The 21,436-nt window shown below is 57.4% G+C and carries 22 protein-coding genes; 17 read left to right on the top strand and 5 right to left on the bottom strand.

Annotated elements, in window-relative coordinates; translation table 11 throughout:
- Window positions 1-192: 192 nt before the first annotated feature.
- The 9 genes from OKX01_RS10745 to OKX01_RS10705 are packed head-to-tail and all read left to right on the top strand — an operon-like array spanning window position 193 to window position 8,519.
- Window positions 193-450, top strand: a complete 258-nt coding sequence (locus OKX01_RS10745) for a hypothetical protein (protein WP_009462197.1) — start codon at window positions 193-195, stop codon at window positions 448-450.
- The gene (locus tag OKX01_RS10740; RefSeq protein ID WP_264671728.1) at window positions 447-1,709 is read left to right on the top strand and encodes a hypothetical protein; all 1,263 of its coding nucleotides are present in this window, start codon (window positions 447-449) and stop codon (window positions 1,707-1,709) included. Before OKX01_RS10745 ends, OKX01_RS10740 begins: the two co-directional genes overlap by 4 nt.
- The gene (locus OKX01_RS10735; RefSeq protein WP_264671727.1) at window positions 1,706-2,308 is read left to right on the top strand and encodes a pilus assembly protein TadE; all 603 of its coding nucleotides are present in this window, start codon (window positions 1,706-1,708) and stop codon (window positions 2,306-2,308) included. Before OKX01_RS10740 ends, OKX01_RS10735 begins: the two co-directional genes overlap by 4 nt.
- Window positions 2,305-2,928 (top strand): hypothetical protein, encoded by a 624-nt coding sequence (locus OKX01_RS10730; protein WP_121739024.1) that lies wholly within the window; start codon window positions 2,305-2,307, stop codon window positions 2,926-2,928. The genes OKX01_RS10735 and OKX01_RS10730 overlap by 4 nt, the downstream gene beginning before the upstream one ends.
- Window positions 2,925-3,812, top strand: coding sequence for a Flp pilus assembly protein CpaB (cpaB, locus tag OKX01_RS10725; RefSeq protein ID WP_264671726.1), 888 nt, complete (start codon window positions 2,925-2,927; stop codon window positions 3,810-3,812). Before OKX01_RS10730 ends, cpaB begins: the two co-directional genes overlap by 4 nt.
- Window positions 3,805-5,175, top strand: a complete 1,371-nt coding sequence (locus OKX01_RS10720; protein WP_413544450.1) for a type II and III secretion system protein family protein — start codon at window positions 3,805-3,807, stop codon at window positions 5,173-5,175. The genes cpaB and OKX01_RS10720 overlap by 8 nt, the downstream gene beginning before the upstream one ends.
- Window positions 5,165-6,814: an ATPase, T2SS/T4P/T4SS family gene (locus OKX01_RS10715; RefSeq protein WP_264671725.1), complete on the top strand. Its 1,650-nt coding sequence runs from the start codon at window positions 5,165-5,167 to the stop codon at window positions 6,812-6,814. The genes OKX01_RS10720 and OKX01_RS10715 overlap by 11 nt, the downstream gene beginning before the upstream one ends.
- Window positions 6,811-7,656 carry a type II secretion system F family protein gene (locus OKX01_RS10710; RefSeq protein ID WP_094196944.1) on the top strand — a complete coding sequence of 282 codons (846 nt, stop codon included), beginning with the start codon at window positions 6,811-6,813 and terminating at the stop codon, window positions 7,654-7,656. Before OKX01_RS10715 ends, OKX01_RS10710 begins: the two co-directional genes overlap by 4 nt.
- A 2-nt stretch (window positions 7,657-7,658) precedes the next feature.
- The gene (locus OKX01_RS10705; RefSeq protein ID WP_230017925.1) at window positions 7,659-8,519 is read left to right on the top strand and encodes a type II secretion system F family protein; all 861 of its coding nucleotides are present in this window, start codon (window positions 7,659-7,661) and stop codon (window positions 8,517-8,519) included.
- A gap of 398 nt (window positions 8,520-8,917) precedes the next feature.
- Here the strand turns inward: OKX01_RS10705 and OKX01_RS10700 are convergent, their stop codons facing one another.
- Both OKX01_RS10700 and OKX01_RS10695 read right to left on the bottom strand, forming a co-directional pair.
- The gene (locus OKX01_RS10700; RefSeq protein WP_230017928.1) at window positions 8,918-9,694 is read right to left on the bottom strand and encodes a BPSS1780 family membrane protein; all 777 of its coding nucleotides are present in this window, start codon (window positions 9,692-9,694) and stop codon (window positions 8,918-8,920) included.
- 14 nt (window positions 9,695-9,708) lie between these two features.
- Window positions 9,709-10,680, bottom strand: a complete 972-nt coding sequence (locus OKX01_RS10695; protein WP_094196940.1) for a homoserine kinase — start codon at window positions 10,678-10,680, stop codon at window positions 9,709-9,711.
- 202 nt (window positions 10,681-10,882) lie between these two features.
- Here OKX01_RS10695 and dusA point away from each other — a divergent pair, with 202 nt between their 5' ends.
- Window positions 10,883-11,875 carry a tRNA dihydrouridine(20/20a) synthase DusA gene (gene dusA / locus OKX01_RS10690; protein WP_230017932.1) on the top strand — a complete coding sequence of 331 codons (993 nt, stop codon included), beginning with the start codon at window positions 10,883-10,885 and terminating at the stop codon, window positions 11,873-11,875.
- Between the two features lie 20 nt (window positions 11,876-11,895).
- Here the strand turns inward: dusA and OKX01_RS10685 are convergent, their stop codons facing one another.
- Window positions 11,896-12,357, bottom strand: a complete 462-nt coding sequence (locus OKX01_RS10685; RefSeq protein ID WP_094196939.1) for a CBS domain-containing protein — start codon at window positions 12,355-12,357, stop codon at window positions 11,896-11,898.
- Window positions 12,341-13,696: a YihY family inner membrane protein gene (locus OKX01_RS10680; RefSeq protein ID WP_230017934.1), complete on the bottom strand. Its 1,356-nt coding sequence runs from the start codon at window positions 13,694-13,696 to the stop codon at window positions 12,341-12,343. Before OKX01_RS10680 ends, OKX01_RS10685 begins: the two co-directional genes overlap by 17 nt.
- Window positions 13,697-13,776: 80 nt before the next feature.
- Between OKX01_RS10680 and OKX01_RS10675 the strand changes: the two genes are divergently transcribed.
- From OKX01_RS10675 to OKX01_RS10645, 7 genes are all read left to right on the top strand, one after another.
- The gene (locus tag OKX01_RS10675; protein ID WP_094196937.1) at window positions 13,777-14,187 is read left to right on the top strand and encodes a DUF2069 domain-containing protein; all 411 of its coding nucleotides are present in this window, start codon (window positions 13,777-13,779) and stop codon (window positions 14,185-14,187) included.
- Between the two features lie 10 nt (window positions 14,188-14,197).
- On the top strand, window positions 14,198-15,664 hold the full coding sequence (locus tag OKX01_RS10670; RefSeq protein WP_108727577.1) for a protein adenylyltransferase SelO: 1,467 nt from the start codon (window positions 14,198-14,200) through the stop codon (window positions 15,662-15,664).
- 99 nt (window positions 15,665-15,763) lie between these two features.
- On the top strand, window positions 15,764-16,825 hold the full coding sequence (gene aroC, locus OKX01_RS10665) for a chorismate synthase (RefSeq protein WP_094196935.1): 1,062 nt from the start codon (window positions 15,764-15,766) through the stop codon (window positions 16,823-16,825).
- Window positions 16,826-16,891: 66 nt separating this feature from the next.
- Window positions 16,892-17,719: a M48 family metallopeptidase gene (locus tag OKX01_RS10660; RefSeq protein ID WP_094196934.1), complete on the top strand. Its 828-nt coding sequence runs from the start codon at window positions 16,892-16,894 to the stop codon at window positions 17,717-17,719.
- A 380-nt stretch (window positions 17,720-18,099) separates the two neighbouring features.
- A complete protein-coding gene (locus tag OKX01_RS10655) occupies window positions 18,100-19,566 on the top strand; it encodes a sensor histidine kinase (RefSeq protein WP_264671724.1) in 1,467 nt (488 codons plus the stop codon).
- Window positions 19,563-20,201 (top strand): response regulator transcription factor, encoded by a 639-nt coding sequence (locus OKX01_RS10650; RefSeq protein WP_094196932.1) that lies wholly within the window; start codon window positions 19,563-19,565, stop codon window positions 20,199-20,201. Before OKX01_RS10655 ends, OKX01_RS10650 begins: the two co-directional genes overlap by 4 nt.
- A 94-nt stretch (window positions 20,202-20,295) precedes the next feature.
- Window positions 20,296-20,796, top strand: coding sequence for a GlcG/HbpS family heme-binding protein (locus tag OKX01_RS10645; RefSeq protein ID WP_264671723.1), 501 nt, complete (start codon window positions 20,296-20,298; stop codon window positions 20,794-20,796).
- A gap of 207 nt (window positions 20,797-21,003) precedes the next feature.
- Here OKX01_RS10645 and OKX01_RS10640 read toward each other — a convergent pair whose 3' ends face one another.
- The gene (locus tag OKX01_RS10640; protein WP_108727574.1) at window positions 21,004-21,435 is read right to left on the bottom strand and encodes a carboxymuconolactone decarboxylase family protein; all 432 of its coding nucleotides are present in this window, start codon (window positions 21,433-21,435) and stop codon (window positions 21,004-21,006) included.
- Between the last annotated feature and the right edge of the window lies 1 nt (window position 21,436).

The following is a 21,436-nucleotide window of genomic DNA, read 5'->3' as shown; positions in this document are numbered from 1 at the left end:
TTGAGGAATCGTGATGGCGGAACTCTCGATATGTCTGTCGTTATAAATCAGTGCTTTAAATAGGAATTCGTAGTATTTATATGAACGTTTGATTACAGGGACCGAGAGGACAAGCCCATCCGGCTCGGCTTTTGCGAATATTCTGGCTCGCTGACAAGGGGCAGACTGTGAACTGACTTTTGGGAGATTCCAATGAGACAGTTCATCAGGCGGCAGCGCGGCCAGGGTATGGTCGAGTATTTAATTATTGTGGCTTTGGTCGCTGTGGCGGCCATTGCGGTGTACCAGTCCTTTGGTCAGGTGATTCGCAACCAGACTGCGGCCATGGCCAAGGAATTGGCGGGCGAGGATGGCTCCGAGCAGACACAACAAGCGCAATCAGCCGCTTCTGCTGCGGCCGCTCAAGGCAGCGCCAAGAGCCTGAAATCTTTTACGGGCAATGCGCAATGAGGCAGCCCGACTATCCACAGGAGGGGGCGGCGCTGGCCTGGGGGCTGATCGCGCTGGCGCTCCTGTCTATCGCCTGGGGCGGCTACTTTCATGTGAACCAGATTGCCGAGCAGCAAGGGCGCTTGTCCTTGGTGCTGGATGCGGCGGCCTATGGTGCCGCCACCGAGCAGGCGCGTACCTTGAATCTGCTGTCTTATATCAACCGGGCGCAGTTGGGGCATCAACTGGCTTTGGGGCATTTATTGACCTTGGCAACCTGGGACAGGGCGGCGCAGACCCAGTCCGGGCAAGCGCGTCGGGCGAATCCACCTGCGCATTTAGTCGCCATGATGTTTGGCCCTGCTCATGGCCTGGCGTATACCCAGGCGCGTTCTGCCGGGGACAATCAGCAGGCCTTGGAACAGGCTTTTCAAGCCCATCAGCGTTTGATTCATCAAGTTCTGGCGCAGGCCCAACAGCAGTTGGTAGCGGGTTTGCCGCAGCGCCGACAGGCCATTATTCAGGCGACCTTGGATGGCAGCTTGCCAGACTGGCCCGCCCAAGCAATTCGCTGGCAGCTTGAGAAGGACGATTGGCCGCAGTTCCTGTCACCACAATCCGGGCAAACACAGTGGCAGCCGGGTTTGACGCATTTGGTGTCCTTGTATGGCTTTCTGGCCCCTCGGGATTACGAGGCTCGCTCTTATCCCGGTGTGGATCGGCGTTGTCCCTTGTGGCGGCATCGTTTGCGTCGCGCAGGTCGTACCGAATTTGATCGTTCGGGTCGCTGGCATTCCAACGATACGCAATCCATGCATATGGTGCGTTCCAACCGTTGGATAGGCTGTTACTTCCGGGAATATGCCATGGCGTGGGCCTTGCAAACACCTGCGCATGCGTCCGGGATTGATGCACCGGATGACTTTTCTGGGCAGAGCTTCTGGAAGTGGGCGCTGGAGCAGGGCAATGGCTCTTTGCTATCTGCTCAAGGCAATACGGTGGCGCAATCCTGGGCACGACGCGATGCCAGGCCCTGGAGTCAAAGGCCGTGGGTAGATGGGTACGCTTTGTCAGATTCAGAGCACAGCGCTGGCCCCGATCTGGTGCTGACCTTGCAGGCCCAAGGCCATTTGGGTCAGATCGTTCATACACGGGCGGCGGCTCAATCGTTTTTCTCCTGGCCACCGGATAGCGCAGATTCTGGGGTGAGCCCCAATCCCAGTCTGTTCCTGCCTTTCTGGCAGGCACGGTTGATGGATCCAGGGGGGCGCCAATCATGAGTAAGCGACAAAAAGGGATGGCGCTGATCGAGGCTTGTTTGCTGGGTGTGGTGTTGGGCTTGATGGTGATGGCGGGGCGTTGGCTGATGCAGCAGCAGTATCGCTTGCAGCAAATGCAGCAAAGCACGCATTTGAGCCTGTTTATGCATGACGCTCATGGCAAGCCGGTTTCAGTTGGAAGCAGTCCTGCTCACGAGACGGCACCTGCCCGATTTTTGGCATCCCCGATAGCGACAGCCCAGTCCCTGCAATGGGAGCTTTTGAGTCTGCGTAGCGGATTTTGGACGGCACAGTCGCGCGTTTCCATTCCGTGGCCGCGCTGGCTGGAGGCGTCGATGACCAAGACGCAATTGCAGCGCCAATCTCACTTGTGGGCGGCTGCGGGGCAGGCGGCCAGTACACAGCAGACTCGTCAGCGTTTGGAAAACAGTACGACTGCTTGGGGTGAGGCAGTGGGATCGAGCAGACCCGCTGCCAGAGAAACGATACGACATGCAGGGCCTATGGACGCGGCTTGGGGACGAGCGCAAGCTGATGTGGACTGGTTGAGTCGGTGGCAGGACTACGTGCCGGAGCATGGCCCCAAGGAGCAGCCATGAGACAACTGCTTGCCTTGCTCTTGCTGTTTTTGTTGATGTTCAGCCCTGTGCCGGCCAAAACGCAGGCTTTGACGGGGCCTATACAGGATCCCCGAATTCAGTGGGATCAAATGCAGGCGGCACAGACTGCTGTTGGGCCCGTGTATAGCTGGGGGCTGAAAACTAGCCTGGATGCGCAGACCTTGGCTTCTCATCTAGAGCCATTCTGTGGTGTGCATTACGGAGCAATCAGAACGGAGGGGCAATGGGTGTTCCTGCGTGCCAAACAGGGCAAGAACTGCGTTTTGTGGCTGGAGGATATACAAACCCCCGTCTTGTCGGGTTTGTTAAGTGTTTCTGAAAACGCTCAGGCGTTTGCCCCGCCACCTCTTTTGTCTGCAGCACCACCCATTGGCGGTGCTGTCTTGTGGCAGCACGAACAGCCAGGGCAAGTGCAAAGCTGGCTGCTGGTGGCCGAACCTGGATGGCAAGCCGACTTGCGTCGCAAAGATTGGGGAGCGCAGGCGGGTGAGCGTTACTGGCGCAAAGGTCCAGCCGAGCTGGATGTGATGGAACTGGAGCATGAGCAGCAAGATTACTTGCTCTTGATCTGCCGTGCCTGTGAAAAGGAGGTCTCATGATGCGAGCAAAGTTCTTGTGGCTATGTCGTCATCCCAGCGCAGGGTTTGGCCTCTTGGCCTTGTTGGCTGGTTTGATGGCAGCCGGGACCAGTAGTCGTTATCTGGACCGGCAGGAAAAAGCGTTGCGACAGGCGGCGCATCGTGTCCAGTTGGATCGGGTGGTGGCCGCGTCCGGCCTGGCGGCGGGGACCGTGCTGCAAGCGGAGCATCTGGCCGCCCGTGCCTTTCCTGCAGAACTGGTGCCTAGTGATAGTTGGGATGTGGCGCAGTTTGAGAATCTAGTAGGGCAAGTGCTGAGCCAGCCTTTGCGAGCAGGTGACTTGATCAGTAAGGCGCACGTGCAGGAAGTCAGTAGCCCGTTTTCACAGCAACTGTTATCTGGCAGGCGTGCATTGACTGTACCGGTGGATGCGATCAGTTCGGTGTCGGGTTTGATTCGACCGGGAGACTTGATTGATATCTATGTCAGCTTTGATGACAGGCAACGGCGGGTTACGGCGCCGTTGTTGCAGTCTGTTCTTGTTTTGGCAACAGGACAAAAGTCGGGTGAAGGTTCGGCCACGGCCCGATTGGATAAGGATGCCTACAACACCTTGACCTTGGATGTGGGTCCGGACGATGCCTTGAAGTTGCTGGCGGCCAGACAACATGGACGTATCAGTGCCTTGCTGCGCAATCCGGATGATCACACGCCCCATCAGGCTGCCGTGCGCGGTGAGCTGGCCGATATTCTGGGGCTGGGGCCGGGTGCAAGGCCCAAACAGCCTGTGCAGGTTTTGTACGGCAACAAACCGGCAGGGCAACTTGGGCAGCAGGCTGAGGTGGAGCGCCTGGGTTGGCTGGATATGCCGGACAGTTTTTCTGTGGGGCAGCACCATGAATAGAAATCGCTATGGGCCCAGGTGGGCAGTTGTGAGCTTGTTGTTCGGAGCCCTGTTTGGCGCAAGCCTGCAAAGTCAGGCTCAGGGCTTGGGGCTGCAAGTGGGTGAGTTGATGGTGCTGCCCGACACACAGGTTGAGCGGGTAGCGGTGGGGGACGGTGACATTGTTCACGCCGTCACTACAGAATCGGGCGAGCTTATTTTGTTTGCGCGCAAGACCGGGAGCACTGTGGTGCAAGTGTGGTCCCATTCCGGGCAAAGTCAGTCCTACCACGTTGAGGTGTCACCCGAAAACCAGAGACAAACCTTGGCGGAGCTACGAAGTTTGCTAGAGCGCATCCCCGAGCTACGTGTCAGCGAATTGGGCGGAAAGCTGGTGCTGGAAGGAGAGGGCTTAAGCGATCAGGACAAGCAACGCATTCAGGCGTTAAGCCAGGAGCACCCTCAATTACTGGATTTTACGCAGCAGGACGGTTGGGAGCCAATGGTCTTGTTGGACGTTCAGGTGGTCGAGGTGCCGCGCAACAGCCTGCGGGAGCTGGGCGTGCGCTGGGATGGCAGCTCACAGGGTGGTTTGAGTATGGGAGGTGCCTGGGATGCGGCCACCCATCAGTTTCTGGATAGGCCGGGTGAAGCGGTCCTGCCTTTGGCATTCCCTGCCAAGCAGGGGGCGGCGTTCTTTGGCATTGGCGCCTTGATGTCTGCTCGCGTTCAAGCCATGGCGCAGGAAGGGCATGCGGTGGTTCTGGCGCAGCCGCAGCTTCTGGCGCGTAGTGGTTCGCAAGCCGAGTTTCTGGCTGGGGGCGAGCTGCCTTACACCACCACGGATGACAAGGGAAACAGCAAGACCAGCTTCAAGCCTTATGGTGTATCTCTGCGTATCGTGCCGAGGGTCGAGCGTGGTGGCTTGGTGCGCTCGCAGATTGAGGTCGAAGTCAGCTCTGTGGATGCCAGCTTGTCCCAACCTGCCGGGCCGTCGTTGAAAACCCGACGAGCTTCAACCGAGTTCAACGTGCGTTCCGGGCAGACCTTGGTGCTGGCAGGATTTATTTCACGTGAAGAGTCCCGGCATGTGGATCGCTTGCCGGGGCTGGCCAGTTTGCCAGTGCTGGGTGCCTTGTTTCGTTCCGAACGCTTTGCCCGGCAGGAGACGGAACTGGCGGTCTTTGTGACCCCGACATTGGTGGCGGCAGAACATCCGGATTTGTTGGCTCGGCAGGCGAATGCTGCCCAGTGGCTGGACCAGACTTTTCCTGACGCTCCACGCTTGAACACGCCTGTGCGCGCCACTCCAAAGGGGGCAGGACAAGGAGCCTGGTCGCAATGGGCAGAACCCGATAGTGAGGTGTTTCGTGTTGAACCTTGAACTTGAGTCAGAGTTGGGGGCGACACGTCTTTGTGCGGTCAGTTTGCCGGCCTTGATAGGGCGTGACCCTGCCTGTGATGTTGTTCTGCCATCCTGGCGTATCGCACGGCAGCATGCCAGTTTGTTGCAGCGGGCAGGGGCAGTGTACATCCAGGATCATGGCTCTTTGACAGGGGTGCAGCTAAACGGCAAACGGGTTTATGACGACGGGCCCTTGCGCCTGGGCGATGTGCTGGTGTTGGGTGGGTTCAAGCTGCGGATTACGGGCTTTGGGCAGGAGGTTCCATCACGAAGTGATGGGGCTGTTTCGAGCTTGAAGAGTCCATTGGTAGCCCCGGAACAACCGTCTTTTGTATTGGAGGAGCCGCGACTGACCGCACAAGGCGAGCAAGGCTTTTTCACTTCCGGGCAAGCAGATCTCCCAGTATCCGACAGTGAGCTATTCAGGCAAGAGCAGCAACGCTTGCATCAAGCTTTGTTGAGTGCTTTGGAGCTGGAGCGTCGGGACTTGTCTCGCGTAAGCGACAAGCAGCTGGAGCAGGAAGCCTTTGATTGTCTAGGTCGCTTGATCCAGGCCCAATGTGCTGTCCCCAAGCATGAACAGGCCAGACTGCAGGCCAGCGTCTGCGCTGAGGCGGTGGGTTTGGGACCTTTGGAGCCCTTGCTGGCAGATACCTCGGTCTCGGAGATCATGGTCAACCATTACGACCGAGTTTTTGTCGAGCAGGCGGGGCGGCTCCAAGCCCATCCTCTGGTGTTCAGCAGTGAGTCGGCCTTGCGGGCGATTATTGACCGCATCCTGGCCCCCTTGGGTAGACGGCTGGATATCAGCTCGCCCGCAGTGGATGGACGATTGGCCGATGGCTCGCGTTTCCATGCGGTACTGTCGCCCATTGCGGTCAAGGGTACCTGCGTGACCATACGCAAATTTCCCAAACGACGCCTGGGGCTGGAGGATCTGTTGCAGACGGGTAGTTTGTCTCCGGAGATGGCCTATTTTCTACAACAGGCGGTGCAGCGGCGCTGCAATATTCTGGTCTCAGGCGGAACGGGTACAGGTAAAACCACCTTGCTGAATGTGCTCAGCACCTGCATCGATTCGGGAGAGCGAATCGTGACCTTGGAAGATGCAGCCGAGTTGCAGTTACAGCACAGTAATTGGGTGGCTTTGGAGTCACGGCCTGCGAATGCAGAAGGTCAGGGGCAGGTGGATATACGGAGCCTGTTGCGACAAGCCTTACGCATGCGGCCAGACCGGATTGTGGTCGGAGAGTGTCGGGGGGCGGAGGCCTTTGATATGTTGTCCGCCATGAATACAGGCCACGAAGGATCGATGGGGACCTTGCATGCGAACACCCCACGTGATGCCTTGTCGCGCCTGGAGGGTATGGTCTTGATGGCGGGCCTGGATTTGCCTTTGCTGGTCGTGCGGGAGCATATCGCGCGGGCGCTGCACATTATTGTGCAACTGAGCCGTTTGCCCGATGGCAAGCGTTTAGTTCACGAGATTGTGGAAGTAACCGGTATAGAAGCGCAGCGTATTCAATTGCAGACTCTGTACAGTTACCGCCCGGAGTTTGGTTTTACGGCCAGCGGCTTGAGGTCTGAATATGTCTCCCCATCAGAGGGGCAAGCATGAAATTGCTCAGTATTTTGTTGATTGTCTTGGCTACCACCGCTTTGGCTTATGTGTTGCTGCGTTCAGGGCAGCGTCTTGCTACGCGCTATAGACAGCAACTTCTTAAACAGTCCGAGCAGAGCTTGCAGTCGCATTTTGTGTTCGTACGCAGCCAGTATCTTGCTTTTGTGGCCTGGGCTGGTTTGCCTCTGATCTTTCTGGCCGCATGGTGGCTGATACCGTCGTTTTGGCTGGCAGCGATGGTGACCTTGTTGGCTGCGGTAACGCCTTTAGTGGTTCTGCGCTGGATGGGACGGCGTCGCCTGGAGACGCTACGACGACAACTGCCGGACTTTGTGCTGTCTTTGGCCTTGAGTCTGCAAGCAGGCTTGGCTTTGCAAGCGGCCTTGCAGCAGTTGGCTCAATCTTTGCCTGCGCCCTTAGGGCAAGAGTTGCGTTTGCTCTTGCGTCAGCAGCGCCTGGGTGCGAGTGCCAAGGACTCGTATCAGGAGCTCGTGGAGCGAGTGCCGGTGTCAGAACTGGCCATGCTGGTCAGTGCCTTGCAGATGGGCCAGAGTACGGGGGCGGGGTTAGGGGAACGCTTGAAGATACTGGCGCAAACCATTCGGGCACGTTTGACTATCGAGGACAAGATTGTTGCCTTGACCGCTCAGGCCCGTTTGCAGGCGCGAATCATGTTCTGCTTGCCGGGTTTTGTGGCGGGAGCTTTATACCTTCTGGATGCCACAGCATTTGAGCAAGCCTGGTTCAACACATTGGGCGTTTGGGTGGCGGGAGCGCTAGTAGCCATGCTGCTGATGGGGTTGTGGTGGATGCAAGTGATTCTGCGAGGGGAGGGGTGAGTATGCTCGCAATGATCTGGATACTCTCTGCCCTGAGTGCGGCCTTGTTCCTGATCGCATTGTTGTGGGCGTGGCGCGGTCGTTATCTGCTTTTGCTGCAAGGTGGCAGCAGTTTGGGGCAGGCGGCTTGGCAGGCGTGGGAGGCACCGTTTTCCAGAGTTCTGAGTCTCTGCCTATCCCTGCCTTTTGTACATGAGTGGCCGGAGCGATTGTGGGGTTCGTATGCCCAGGAGGTACGGGGCTTTTTAAGCAAACGTGTGGCTTTGACTGGACTGCTCACAAGCCTTGTTAGTGCTTTCTTGTTGACTCAGGGGGCTTCATTGATGGAGCTTGCAGGGCTGACTGTGATTGGTTTTTTCCTGAGCGTATTACAAGCTATCTCACGGGGAAGAAAACTACAGCGTCAGCATCATTCCCGTTGCCGCCGGGATTTGCCCTTCTTTCTGGATCTGCTGGTGCTGGCTGTCGAGTCTGGGCTGGGCTTGCAGCAGGCCTGGGCGCGTGCAACGCAGGCCCTACCACAAGGCAGTTTGCTGATCAGCTTGAACAAGGTACAGGGCGAGGTTCGGGCAGGACGACGCTTGCCACAAGCGATGCGCAATGTCGCTTTGAGCTTCAGGCAGGCAGAGCTGGAAGAGTTGGCCTTGTCTTTGGAGCTGGCGCAGGACACGGGATTGTCCTTGGCCTTGTTGCTACGCTCTCAAGCAGAAAAGCTGCGTAGTCATTTGCACCTGGAAGCCGAGCAAAGAGCCCTCAAGCTGCCCGTTTATTTGCTGGCCCCTTTGGTGGTGTGTATTTTCCCCTGCACATTCTTGGTGATTGCGATGAGCCTGCTCGGCCCGTGGCTGGCAGGGGGAGGCTAGGGGATGTCCATATCAGTATTGATCAAACAGCCGCTGCAACAGACGCAGCGACAAGCCCTGTATTTATTTGATGCCAGTACGTTCTGGGCCCGTTGGCGCGGCTGGAAGGCACTGCCACAGCATAAGGGTTTCGCAACCGCCGTGTGGCTGCGACCGTGCAGAGCGGTTCATTTATGGGGAATGCGTCAGGCTCTGGATATCTGCTTTCTGGATGAAAGTGATCAGCCTTTGAGGTTTTGTCCGGCAGTATCGCCAGGAGCAGTACGGTGGCATAGAAAGGCCAGATCGGTCCTGGAAGCGCCGCTTGGTTATCTGTCCGGGCCGGAGCAGTTTGCACCTTGGGCCGCCGCCCTGCAGAAAATACGTCAAACAGGGGGCGGGGTATGGTTGGACTGGGCTTAGCCTTGCTCAGTATCGCGCATCGGATCACCAAATACGCTGCGGTAAGCCGGGTAGAAGCTGGCGTACAGGATAGCGGCCATGGTCAGGTTGATAGGTGTCAGCACCATGGTGGCTGTGCCTGGGCTCAAACCGGCCCCCAGCAACAGCCCGCCCAGGGTTTGGATGGCGAAGAAGGCCGCCGCCCAGCACAGGCCGTACAGCAGGAAGGCGGCTTTGTTGCGCCAGCAAGCCACCATGGAAAAGAACAAGGCTTGCTTGACCGGGATGGCATGCCAGCCTACCAGAGCCGGAGCGTGCCAGAACAGGGCGGACAGGCCCAGGTACAGCACGAAGAACAAAATAATAGGCTTGCGAAAGGCCGCCATGACTTCCTGTGGAGTGGCATCGCTATTGTCCATCAATTGCGATAGCTCATTCACAAAGGGGAAGGTCGCCACAAAGCCCACGACCAGGCAGGCCAGCAGATAAATGAGGCCCAGCTTGATCAGGCGGTTGCGTACAGGAGCGGGTTTCAAGGGCTCGGTCCACATGCCTAGGCGGATGACCTCCCCCTGATGAATGCGGCGACAGGCATTCTGAATAATGAAGGTCATGGTCGGGACCAGCACGATCAGCACCATTTGGCCTACGATGGGAAAGATATTGCTTAGGTTGATCAGGATAGAGGTGATCAGGCTCCAGAAAAACAGAGCGGCTGGTTGCAGCTTGAACAAGCGCATTCCTTCCTGAATCCAGTACCACCCGTAAAGAAAGGGGAGCTTGGCTGCTTGCATATCAGTATCCGTATTTATCGAGGGAGCGCCGGTACAGCATGGTCGCGACGCTGACGCAACACACGCTCAAAGTGCCGTGGGTCGTGCGGCTTGAGGGTTTGAGCGGGGCGAGGTAGATAAAAGTCGTACAGGCGCGAGATCCAGAAGCGCAGCGCGGCAGCTTGAATCAATATCGGCCAGGCGCTGTGCTCTGCTTCAGTAAAGGGGCGTACCTGGGCGTAGGACTCCAGCCAGGCCTGGGCTTTTTCCTGGTTCAAGGCACCGCTCAGACGGTCAATGCACCAGTCGTTAACAGCCACAGCCACGTCAAACAGCCAGGTGTCGCAACCGGCAAAGTAAAAGTCGATGATGCCGCCCATCTGGGGCGCGTCCGAGGTGCCGGCAAACAGCACGTTGTCGCGGAACAGGTCGCAGTGGGCCGGGCCTTGCGGCAAGGAGCGATAGGTATCGCTATCGGCAAAGTTGCTTTGTTCTTGTAGAACGGTCTGTATCAGTTCGGACTGGCTGGCATCCAGGAAGGGAAGGACTTGGGGTACGGTGCTTTTCCACCAGCTCAAGCCACGCAGATTGGGCTGTTCCAGGGGGAAGTCCTGAGCGGCCAAGTGGGCCTGGGCCTGGGTGCGGGCGATCTGCCGGCAGTGTTCCACCGTAGGCTCGGGCTCGTAGCCGCCACGCAAGCGTGTCACAATCGAGCAAGGTTTGCCGTGCATGACACAGATGCGTTTACCATCGCGGCGTGTCATCGGTTCTGGCACCGGAACGCCCTTGGCCGCCAGATGGTGCATCAGCTCGATGTAAAAAGGCAACTGTTCCAGCGTCAGGACTTCAAATAAAGTCAGAACGTACTCGCCCTGGGTCGTGCTCAGAAAGTAATTGGTGTTTTCAATGCCGGCGGTAATGCCTCGTAAGGACACAAACTCACCAAGTGTGTAGTGTTCCAGTAGTTCACGGGCATCAAGTTCGCTGACGGAAGTAAAAACAGCCATGCTTTCAGTAAGGGTCCGGTTGTTGGCGCACTATTAGGCGCGCGAGTAGGTCAAACGGCCGATTTTAGACTAGTGCGCCGGTTTTTTGGGGCCTTGCGACGATTTACCGCGCTTTATCTTCATCCTGTGGTCGGCTGAAACCATTAAAATGGGTGTTTTCCCTTTTTACCAAGCCTGCTATCAGGCTCTTTGCTCCCTGTTTATGACTAATTTTGTGATGCCGGACAGCCAGATGTGGCGTTTGAGTGTGGCGCCCATGATTGACGTGACTGACCGCCACAGCCGCTTTTTTCATCGACTGCTGGCGCCGCGCGCCTTGCTGTTTACGGAAATGATCACCACCGGCGCGTTGACGCACGGCGATCAGGCGCGCCATCTGGATTTTGATCAGGCCGAGCATCCGGTGGCCTTGCAACTGGGTGGCAGCGATCGGGACGCCTTGGTCACCAGTGCCCTGGCCGGTGAAAAGTGGGGCTATGACGAAATTAATCTGAACTGCGGCTGTCCCTCGGAGCGAGTACAAAAAGGCGCTTTTGGTGCCTGTTTGATGAACGAGCCGCAATTGGTGGCTGACTGTGTGAAAGCCATGCAGGACGCGGTGTCTGTACCTGTTACCGTCAAGCACAGGCTGGGGCTGGATTACAACGAGTCCTATGATTTTGTGCGAGATTTTGTGGGGACGCTGTTCGAGGCCGGTTGTCGTGTCTTTACGGTGCATGCCCGCAATGCGGTTTTGAAAGGCTTGTCGCCCAAGGACAACCGGGAGATTCCACCTTTGCGTTATGACATGGCCATGCAACTGAAAAAGGACTTTTCTGATGCACGGTTCATCTTGAATGGCGGCATTCAGGAGCCTGATCAAGCGGTCGCGTTGGAAGAACAGTTCGATGGTGTGATGCTGGGCCGGGCCGCCTGGCATACGCCTGCGATATTAAGTGAGATTCATCGTCGCCTGTGGCCCGAGGATGTACTGCTGGATGAAGATTCGGTCGTCGAACAGATGATTGCGTATGCGCGGCATCATGTTCAGGCCGGTGTTCCGTTGCGCATTGTGATCAAGAGCATGCTGGGCTGGCCGCACGGCAAGAAGGGCGCACGCCAGTGGCGTCGTACCTTGTCGGATCACACCTGGCTGGCCAAAAACGACCCAGGCCTGCTTGCGCAGGCCTGGGAGCAATTGCAGCGCCGACAGTAAAGGCGGCTGGACTCGGTGGATCAGGGCGCGCTGGCCTGCTCGGAATCGGTAGGCCAGTCGCGTATATAGGCTTTGAGCATATTGTTCTCGAACTGTTGGGCGTGAACAATGGCGCGTGCCATATCAAAGAAGGAAATAACCCCCATCAGCACCGGGCCATCCATTACGGGCATGTAGCGTGCATGGTTGTTCAGCATCAGACGCTGCACTTCGTCGGCGCTGGTGTTGGGGGTCACACTGACGGGGGCGTCATCCATGATGCTGCGCACGGTAAACCCCTGGGCTTTATTACCCTGGGCGTGCCAGTGGCGAATGATCTCGCGAAAGGTCAACATACCCACCAACTGACCATGTTCCATGATCACCAGCGAACCAATATCCAGCTCGCTCATGCTCTGTACCGCTTTTTCGACGGTCATTTCGGGGGTGCCTGTATAAAGCGTGTCTCCCTTGACACGCAGGATTTCACTGACTTTTAGCATACTGGGTCTCCTGACCGGGATCGGCGTTTAGTATGGCTGGTTGTCCTGTCAGAATGCCTTGCGGCGACTCAAACAGTTCTTCCAGATTGGATAGTCGCTGATCGAAAAACTGAGAAAGATAATTGAATACATATTCTAGCGGACCCTCGTGAGTATGGGCGCGGTCCAGCAAAAATGCGTTGGTCAGTTGTTTCAGGCTGACTTGACGCAAATCACAACTGAGCACCCATTGCTCGTCACTGTCTTGCTGGGTGTCAGCAATCAGCCCCATGGATTTGAGCTTGCACAATATGACGTACAGCTCGTCCGGGTCGCGTTCCAGCTTGTGGCTAAGTTCACGTACGCTAAGCCCTTGCTGGTTCTGGCGGGTCAGCCACAACTGATAGAGCAGGTTGACGGCATCGGTAAAAGCGATGCCGGGCACATTGGTCTTGACCCAGTTACGTCCACGCCAATCGGGCAAAATTGCCACCATGGAAGCGCCTAGCAAGACGATCAGCCAGGAGATATAAATCCACAGCAGGAAGATCGGCAGGATGGCAAAGGCACCGTAAATAATCGTGTAGGTGGGAAAGCGAGTCAGGTAAAAGGCAAAGCCGGCTTTCATCAACTCCAGCAAGGCGGCAGTGACCACCCCGCCGATCAGGGCATCACGCCACCACACGCGGCGGTTGGGCACATACATGAACAGCGCCGTCAGACCCAGGGTCGTAAACAGGAAAGGCACATAGGCCAGAGCAAAGGAGACAATGCCAGACAGGTTGCCGATATAGCCCATGGACTCCCGCGCCAGAATGGTGGTGGCCCACAGGCTGGCACCGGTCAGAATCGGACCTAGCGAGATAATGGCCCAGTACACCAGCAGGCGCTGGCCCAGGGGGCGCTGCGTATGAACTTGGAAAATATTGTTGAAGGTCTCGTCAATGGTCATGATCAGCATGATGGACGTGACAATCAGGAACAAGCTACCCACTGCGGTCAGGCCGGAGGCTTTGGCCGCAAATTGGTTCAGATACAGCATGATGTTCTCTGATACCACCTCGGGCATCAGATTGCGGGTCAAGAACCCTTCCAGAGCACTTTCAAATTCCTGAAACAGGGGGAAAGCGGTGAACAGGGCCAGCACCACCGTCAACATGGGCACAATGGCCAAAATGGTGGTGTAGGTCAGGCTGGAGGCCACCTTCATCAGATCTTTTTCGGCCACCCGTTTGATGGCAAAGCGCGCCACACTTAAAAAATGGTGCTTGGCAGTGGGGGCGGGCGCGGGCTCCTGCCGCAAAGCAGGGTCGATGTTTTCTGGATTCAAGTCTGTTTGTTCAGCTTGCTCAGAGGACATAGGAAAGTTCTCGTCGTTTTTCATAGCGGTTTGATGCGGCGGACGCTGCTTTTCGACAGGGTTCAGGTGATAATAACAGCATGCATGAACCTTTAAACCCCATACTTCATCGAGTGGCGGCCCTGGCTTTGGTCGCCTTGATTGCTTTGTGCCTGGCCTGGGAGCTTCATTTTGCGCCCTTGAAACCCGGCGGCTCCTGGCTGGTGCTGAAAGTGATTCCTTTGGTGCTGCCGCTGCGCAGCGTGCTCAAGGGCAATTTGTATACCCTGCAATGGACGTCCATGATGATTCTGCTGTATTTCGCAGAAGGGGTCATGCGTGCCTGGTCTGACCCGGTGGCGGATGTGTTGCCCTGGGCGATGGCAGAAATTGTCTTATCGCTGATTTATTATTTCTGCGCCATTTTCTATCTTTGGCCAGCCAAGAAAGCGGCCAAGCAGCGTAGCAAGGCCGAAAAAGCCGAGGCTGCCAAAGCCGCCAAATCGGCCTAAGGGGGTCTGTATGTCCAGCTTGTTCGATGGCCTGGCCATCAGTCACCATTTTGCCGATCTGCCATCGGCTTTCCATACGGCGGTTCCGCCGCAACCCTTGGCCAATGCCCGCTTGCTGCATGTCAATAAAGAATTGGCGGCGCAACTGGGCCTGGATGTTTCCCGTTTGGGTGAGCAGGAGTTCCTGGATGTGGTCAGTGGCCAGGCTCCCTTGCCCGGTGGCCTGACGGTGTCGGCTGTATACAGTGGTCATCAGTTCGGTGTCTGGGCTGGGCAATTGGGCGATGGCCGCGCACATTTGCTGGGGCAAATCGACACGCCCACGGGCCCGCAGGAATTGCAGTTGAAGGGTGCCGGTAAAACCCCGTACTCCCGTATGGGCGATGGCCGTGCCGTGCTGCGTTCCAGTGTGCGCGAATATCTGGCCAGTGAAGCCATGGCCGGTTTGGGTATTGCCACCAGCCGGGCCTTGGCCCTGGTGACCTCGGATACGCCTGTGTACCGGGAGACCGTGGAAACGGGCGCGATTGTGACCCGTGTTGCCCCCAGCTTTGTACGGTTTGGCTCGTTCGAGCATTGGGCTAATGACGCCACGCGTGTGCGTGAGTTGCTGGACTACGTGCTGCGAGAGTTTTATCCGGAACTGCTGCTCGAAGGCGATTCGGAGCAAGAGCGCGTCTGCCGTTTCTTGCAGGCAGTCACGCACCGCAGCGCCCAGATGGTGGCCGACTGGCAAACCGTCGGTTTTTGTCACGGCGTCATGAATACCGACAATATGTCCATTCTGGGCCTGACCATTGACTACGGCCCGTACGGATTCATGGATCAATTCCGCGTGAATCACGTCTGCAATCATAGCGACAACCAAGGCCGTTATGCCTGGAACGCGCAGCCTGCGGTTGTGCATTGGAACTTGTACCGCCTGGCCAGCGCCTTGATGGTGCTGGAGCCAGATGTTGAAACGGTCAAAGCGCATCTGCAAACCTTTGAAGCCAGTTTTCTGAATCGCTATCACGCCAACTTGCAGGCCAAGTTCGGCCTGCGTACCTGGCAGGCTGATGATGCCCAACTGGTCGATGATTGGTGGCGCTTACTGCATAACAGCGGGGCGGATTTCACCTTGTCCTTCCGTGCTCTGGCACAGGCCAGCAAGGCGCCCGAGGCTTTCCTGAGCCTGTTTGAAGGTTCTGAAGATCAGGCTCAGGCTTGGTGGCAAGCCTATAGCCAACGTCTGACACTGGACGGCTCTGACACGCCAGAGCAGCGCGAGGCTATGAATCGCGTCAATCCTTTGTATGTGCTGCGTAATCACTTGGCCGAGCAGGCCATTCAGGCCGCTGCTAAGGACGATGCCAGCGAAATCGATACCTTGCTGATGTTGCTGCGCGATCCCTACACCGAGCGGGCCGGCTTTGAGGCTTATGCCATGCCGCCACCTGAGGGCAGTGCGGAGCTGGCAGTCAGCTGCTCTTCCTAAAATAACCCGGTGCGATGCAGAACATGTCCGGATTCGGGAACAATGCCATAATCGTGCCTGTCTTTTATTTCCCCCCCTTTCTTTGCGTTCACTCTCTCTATGTCCGGCAATACTCTAGGTAAAAGTTTCCGCGTCACGAATTACGGCGAATCTCATGGTCCAGCGATTGGCGCAGTGATTGATGGCTGCCCTCCGGGCCTGGAGCTGTCTGAACAGGATATTCAGTTTGAACTGGATCGCCGCCGTCCTGGCACCTCGCGCCACGTGACTCAGCGCCGCGAGCCTGATCAGGTGGAAATCCTGTCCGGCATTTACGAAGGCCGTACAACGGGCACGCCCATTAGCCTGCTGATTCGTAATTCCGATGCACGCAGTAAGGATTACGGCAATTTGCTGGACACCTTTCGCCCCGGACACGCCGATTACACCTACTGGAAGAAGTTCGAGAACCGTGACCCGCGCGGCGGTGGTCGTTCCTCGGCCCGTCTGACTGCACCTACCGTCGCAGCCGGTGCGATTGCCAAGAAATGGCTAGCCGAGCACGTTGGCGTAAAGATTCGCGGCTATATGAGCCAACTGGGTCCCATCGCGATTCCTTTTAAAAGCTGGGATGTGGTCGAGCAAAACCCTTTTTACGCGCCGGATCTGGACGTGGTGCCGCAGCTGGAAGCCTATATGGATGAGCTGCGCAAAGAAGGTGAATCCATTGGCGCCCGTATTGAAGTGGTGGCCGAAGGCGTACCTGCCGGTTGGGGCGAGCCTATTTACGACCGTCTGGATGCCGATATCGCCCACGCCATGATGGGGTTGAATGCCGTCAAAGGTGTGTCGATTGGCGCTGGCTTTGATTGCATCACGCAAAAAGGCTCGGAGCACGGTGACGCGCTGTATCCGGACGGTTTCAAGACCAATCAGGCCGGTGGTGTGCTGGGCGGTATTTCGTCCGGGCAAGCCGTGACGGTTTCCCTGGCGATCAAGCCGACCGCCAGCATTCGCACCCTGCGTCCTTCCGTGAACCGTGCGGGCGAAGCGGTCGAGGTGCAGACACTGGGTCGCCACGATCCTTGTGTGGGCATTCGTGCTACACCGATTGCCGAAGCCCTGTTGGCGATTGTGCTGATGGATCATTGCCTGCGTCATCGCTCGCAGTGCGGTGTCTGAGCCTGAGGGTTTGCGCAGGGGCCTAGCACTTCATCTTCTTGTCAGATTTGTTTTTTGGAGCTGAGCATGAAAGGTATGGCGACAGGAAAACGCTTTTTGGCAGCCGGTTTGATACTGGCCATGACGGGCTGCGCCTCGGTGCAGACCACGCAAAGCGGGGCGGTGGGGGTCGAGCGTAAACAGTTCATTTCCAATCTGGTGTCCGAAGCCGAGCTGAATCAGGTGGCCGCCCAGAATTATGCTCAGGTGCTGTCTCAGGCGCGGCAGAAAAAGGCGTTGGATACGAACGCGTCCCAGACTCGTCGGGTCAAAACCATTGCCCAACGTCTGATTGGCCAAGTCGGTGTTTTCCGGGCGGACGCCCGCTCCTGGAACTGGGAAGTTCACGTCATCAATGAGGACGAGGTTAATGCCTGGTGCATGCCGGGTGGCAAGATGGCGGTTTTCAGTGGTTTGATCAAACGGATTCAACCCACGGACGCGGAACTGGCAGCCGTCATTGGCCATGAAATGGCCCACGCCTTGCGCGAGCATTCGCGTGAGCAGGTTTCCCAGAAAATGGCGACCTCCTTTGGCTTGACTGTCCTGTCCGCCCTGACCGGCGTGCAAGCGGTGAATGATCTGGGCGGTACGCTTAGCGAAGTGATGTTTGAGTTGCCCAATAGTCGCACCCATGAGTCCGAAGCGGATTTGATTGGTGTTGAGCTGGCTGCGCGAGCAGGCTACGACCCGCGTGCGGCAGTGACTTTGTGGCAGAAAATGGGAGCCTTGGAGCAGGGTAGAAGTCAGCCGGAATTTTTGTCTACCCATCCGGCTTCTTCAACCCGGATTGCAGATTTACAGGCAATCTCGGAGCGGGTCATGCCTTTGTATCAGCAGGCGGCTAAGCCGTGAAAGGCTGATTTTTTGAAGTCGAATTTGAAATGAAGAATGCCCTTGATGAGGCTTTTTTGAGGATTGCCAAGCGTCGCTCTCATCATGGAGCGGGAACAGATGTCCCCTTATAGACTCCGGATAGATTTAAGCAGGCTTACTTTATTCCGTATCGATTATCTTGCAAAAATTGGGCTGACCTTAGGTTTTTGCAGTGCAGGCCTGCCCTTGGCCGTCGGTCCTTGACACGTGCGTTCGCAGAAGCTGCCGCCGGCCTTGCGGATCCAGAGCTCACCGCTCGCAACGGTGCGGGACAGGGGCATTGTTTAATATAGGAAACCCTGGTTTTATCAACCAGTTGGCCTATTTACCTAATTGCTTCCCATCCTCAAAATGCATCCATGAGATCGCGCCATCGTACCTTTCTGTATGGTTTTTTGATCTGGCTCGGCCTGTCCTTGGCCGGTGCCACCGTGTTGACGCGCGCTGAACTGTCGCGGCAACAGGAGGCATTCACGGTGCAAAGCAATATTGCCTACCGGCTGCTGGGTCAGCGTCTTGCCCAGCATGACGCCATTTTGCAGATGCTGGCTCTGTTGCAGCCGCCTGTGCAGCGCATTGAACGTCTGGGAGCGCTGGAAGCCATGTTTCCCCAGGTCATGGCGATCTATCGCGAAGAGAGCGATATCGCGTGGGCCAATCCTCAGTGGCAGCAGGCGCAGTTGCAGTCCTTGAAGACCGAGCGCGCCGTATTAACGGACGTGCGACTGGCACAGGGGCGGTATGTCCTGCTGGCGGCGGCGCACCCGGCCAGCTTTGCCGTGCTACTGGACTTGAATGCCGCCATCGCCTGGGACGAATGGCCTTTCCGGCGTAATGGCAGCCCGGTGCGCGTGGTGCTGGAGTGGCAGGATCAACAATGGGTGATCAGTCCGGGGTTGGACCATGCCGGGCCTGTGGTGTTTCAGTCTGGCAAGACCTTGGCCTCCCCCAGCCAGCGTTTTCAATTGCACACGCGTCGTGTCGTGAGCTATGCCGACCTGCCTTGGGGGCAAGTGGCGCTGTTCGCGCTGGCCAGCGCCTTGCTGGTGGCGCTGATCATCTATGTGCGCAAGCAACGTGAGCAGACCTTGCGCGCGCAGGAGCTGCTGCGTATCGGGCAGGTGGGCCGCTTGAATTCGCTCGGCGAAATGGCCGCGGGTCTGGCGCATGAATTGAACCAGCCTTTGACCTCCGTATTGGCTAATACCCAAGCCAGTCTGCGCCTGCTGCAGGAAGACCCCCCCGACCTGGAGCCTGCGCGTGAGGCCATGGCACATTCGGTGGAGCAGATCAGGCGGGCGGCCAGCGTGCTGACGCGTCTGCGGCACAGCCTGCGTGAAAGCGGGCTGGCTGATCAGTGCTACCCGTTGTCCTTGACCCAGGTGCTGGAGGAGTCTGTGCACTTGCTGATGCCGGAGTTGGAACGGCATGGCATTACCCTGGAGAAACGTCTTCCTCCACATGATGTCGATGTGGTCGGCGAGCCCGTGGCGCTGGGACAGATAATTCATAATCTGCTCAATAATGCCGTATCCGCCTTGGGCGCCGCCCAGATCAGTCATCCGCGTATCTGGATCGAGGTGCTGCCGCGACAAGGGCACGTGGTCTTGACCGTGCGTGACAACGGCCCGGGAATCGACCCGCAGCATCTGGATCGCGTGTTCGAGCCCTTTTTTACGACGCGCTCCGACGGCCTGGGCCTGGGCTTGAGCCTGAGTGAGTCCCTGGCTCAGGCCATGGGCGGTGGTTTGACAGCGTTCAACGATCCCATGGGAGGGGCCGTGTTTGCGCTGGAACTGCAACGAGTGGACGAAGAATCATCATGAACCCGACCGAAAATGGCCCCAGCTTATCGCCCTTGATCCATCTGCTGGACGATGACGCCGCCGTGCGTCAAAGTCTGGCCTTGCTGATCGGCACGGTAGGGCTGCGGGTGCAGACCTGGGCGGATCCGCAGCAGTTTCTGGAGTCTTTCGATCGGCAGTCTATCGGGGCCTTGATTCTTGATGTGCGCATGCCTGGCATCAGCGGACTGACCTTGCTCGATACTTTGGTCGAACAAGGCGTGGACCAGCCCATCATTCTGTTGACCGGGCACGGCACGGTAGACATGTGCAGGCGCGCCTTCAAGGTGGGCGCCGTCGAGTTCCTGGAAAAACCGGTCGGTGACGATGTTCTGCTGGACGCGGTACAGCAAGCTGTGCGCCAGCACGTGCGCCGCCGTGAGCGCCTTGCGGCCGATCAATGGGCGCGTGAGCGCTACACCAGCTTGTCCGAACGCGAACGCGAGGTGCTGGCGCTGATTGTCGAGGGCCTGACCAATAAGGAGATAGGTCGGGCGCTGTCGCTGTCGCCCCGTACGGTTGAAACGCATCGCGCCAACCTGTTTGCCAAACTGCAGGTCGATAACCTGGCCCACCTGATTCGGTATTACGCCAGCTTGGTGAGTGCCTCTCCGTAAAACTACGTAGAGGCGAGGGTAAGCGTCCGAATAGTCCCGTGCGGGCGGCGCAAGTATAGTTTTTCCATGCCGACAATGTTGTCGGAACTGATAAATGGAGATTACTGCTATGTTGCGCTCTTCCCTTTTGATGGCTTTGTTGTTCGCCGCTGGTGCCGCCCAGGCCCAGGGTGTGCTGACCGAAAAAAACATCTCCCTGGATCTGGCTAATCGTCTGGCTGCCGAAACCGTCAAGCAATGTTCGGCCAAAGGCTACAACGTGGCGGCGGCGGTGGTTGACCGTGCCGGCGTGCTGCGTGCGTTCCAACGCGCTGATCAGGCCGGTTCGCATACGGTCAATGCCAGTATCGACAAGGCCTATACGTCCGCTTCGGCCCGTAGCTTGACCAGTGCCATGCTGGAGGGTTCGCAGAAAAATGCTGGCGCCGCCAATCTGGGTGATATCCAGGGTTTTTTGCTGCTGGGCGGCGGCGTGCCGGTCAAGGTCGGCAATGACACGATAGGCGCCGTCGGCGTGGGCGGTGCGCCTGGCGGCCACCTGGACGAAGCGTGCGCTGTAGCGGCCCTGGAAACCCTGAAGGCCGATTTGAAGTAAACGCATTCCTGCAGACTGGGGAGCCGCCCCTGAATTGACCCCCGAAGCTTGGACATTACTCCAACTTTCGGGGGTTATGACATGGCGAAGTACGACGAGCGGTTCAAGTTCGATGTAGTGCAGCGATATTTATCGGGCACCGATGGACTGAAGCGGGTTGTGGCGTAGGTATCTTGCTTCTTGCCGTTGCAGAATCATTCCTCGCGTTTACCTGCGCATGCTGATGGCGAGACGATTGAAGGCGCTCATCAAGGCAATCGCAAAAGTCAGGTCTGAGATCTCTGCCTCACTGAAATGGGCTTTTAATGGCTCGAAGTGCTCGTCCGCGGCATGGGTGTGGGCGATATCCACCACCGATTCCGTCCATTCCAGGGCCGCACGTTCGCGTTCGTTAAAGTGCGTGCTAACGCGCCAGCCTGCCAGGCTGTCTATCTTGGCATTGGCCACGCCCGAGCTGCGTAGGGATGAGGCGTGCATCTCCAGGCAGAAGGAGCAGCCATTGATTTGTGAAATTCGCAGGTTCACCAGCTCAATCAGCTCTTTACCTAGGCTGCTTTTGTCCAATGCCAGCTTTGTTTGCAGCAGACCTTGATAGGCTTTGGGAGACAGGGTGTCGTAGGGAAGGCGAAGTGTACTCATG

It is taken from the genome of Alcaligenes sp. SMD-FA (assembly GCF_025960365.1).
Taxonomy (GTDB): Bacteria; Pseudomonadota; Gammaproteobacteria; order Burkholderiales; family Burkholderiaceae_B; genus Alcaligenes; species Alcaligenes aquatilis.
The sequence above is the reverse complement of the archived record's forward strand: the minus strand, read 5'-3'. Positions and strand labels throughout refer to the sequence as shown.

Bases quoted from the DNA above. Each gene is read 5' to 3' on its own strand.
- OKX01_RS10745 (WP_009462197.1), top strand. From the start codon at position 193: ATGAGACAGTTCATCAGGCGGCAGCGCGGCCAGGGTATGGTCGAGTAT.
- OKX01_RS10740 (WP_264671728.1), top strand. From the start codon at position 447: ATGAGGCAGCCCGACTATCCACAGGAGGGGGCGGCGCTGGCCTGGGGG.
- OKX01_RS10735 (WP_264671727.1), top strand. From the start codon at position 1,706: ATGAGTAAGCGACAAAAAGGGATGGCGCTGATCGAGGCTTGTTTGCTG.
- OKX01_RS10730 (WP_121739024.1), top strand. From the start codon at position 2,305: ATGAGACAACTGCTTGCCTTGCTCTTGCTGTTTTTGTTGATGTTCAGC.
- cpaB (WP_264671726.1), top strand. From the start codon at position 2,925: ATGATGCGAGCAAAGTTCTTGTGGCTATGTCGTCATCCCAGCGCAGGG.
- OKX01_RS10720 (WP_413544450.1), top strand. From the start codon at position 3,805: ATGAATAGAAATCGCTATGGGCCCAGGTGGGCAGTTGTGAGCTTGTTG.
- OKX01_RS10710 (WP_094196944.1), top strand. From the start codon at position 6,811: ATGAAATTGCTCAGTATTTTGTTGATTGTCTTGGCTACCACCGCTTTG.
- OKX01_RS10705 (WP_230017925.1), top strand. From the start codon at position 7,659: ATGCTCGCAATGATCTGGATACTCTCTGCCCTGAGTGCGGCCTTGTTC.
- OKX01_RS10700 (WP_230017928.1), bottom strand. From the start codon at position 9,694: ATGCAAGCAGCCAAGCTCCCCTTTCTTTACGGGTGGTACTGGATTCAG.
- OKX01_RS10695 (WP_094196940.1), bottom strand. From the start codon at position 10,680: ATGGCTGTTTTTACTTCCGTCAGCGAACTTGATGCCCGTGAACTACTG.
- dusA (WP_230017932.1), top strand. From the start codon at position 10,883: ATGACTAATTTTGTGATGCCGGACAGCCAGATGTGGCGTTTGAGTGTG.
- OKX01_RS10685 (WP_094196939.1), bottom strand. From the start codon at position 12,357: ATGCTAAAAGTCAGTGAAATCCTGCGTGTCAAGGGAGACACGCTTTAT.
- OKX01_RS10680 (WP_230017934.1), bottom strand. From the start codon at position 13,696: ATGTCCTCTGAGCAAGCTGAACAAACAGACTTGAATCCAGAAAACATC.
- OKX01_RS10675 (WP_094196937.1), top strand. From the start codon at position 13,777: ATGCATGAACCTTTAAACCCCATACTTCATCGAGTGGCGGCCCTGGCT.
- OKX01_RS10670 (WP_108727577.1), top strand. From the start codon at position 14,198: ATGTCCAGCTTGTTCGATGGCCTGGCCATCAGTCACCATTTTGCCGAT.
- aroC (WP_094196935.1), top strand. From the start codon at position 15,764: ATGTCCGGCAATACTCTAGGTAAAAGTTTCCGCGTCACGAATTACGGC.
- OKX01_RS10660 (WP_094196934.1), top strand. From the start codon at position 16,892: ATGAAAGGTATGGCGACAGGAAAACGCTTTTTGGCAGCCGGTTTGATA.
- OKX01_RS10655 (WP_264671724.1), top strand. From the start codon at position 18,100: ATGAGATCGCGCCATCGTACCTTTCTGTATGGTTTTTTGATCTGGCTC.
- OKX01_RS10650 (WP_094196932.1), top strand. From the start codon at position 19,563: ATGAACCCGACCGAAAATGGCCCCAGCTTATCGCCCTTGATCCATCTG.
- OKX01_RS10645 (WP_264671723.1), top strand. From the start codon at position 20,296: ATGGAGATTACTGCTATGTTGCGCTCTTCCCTTTTGATGGCTTTGTTG.
- OKX01_RS10640 (WP_108727574.1), bottom strand. From the start codon at position 21,435: ATGAGTACACTTCGCCTTCCCTACGACACCCTGTCTCCCAAAGCCTAT.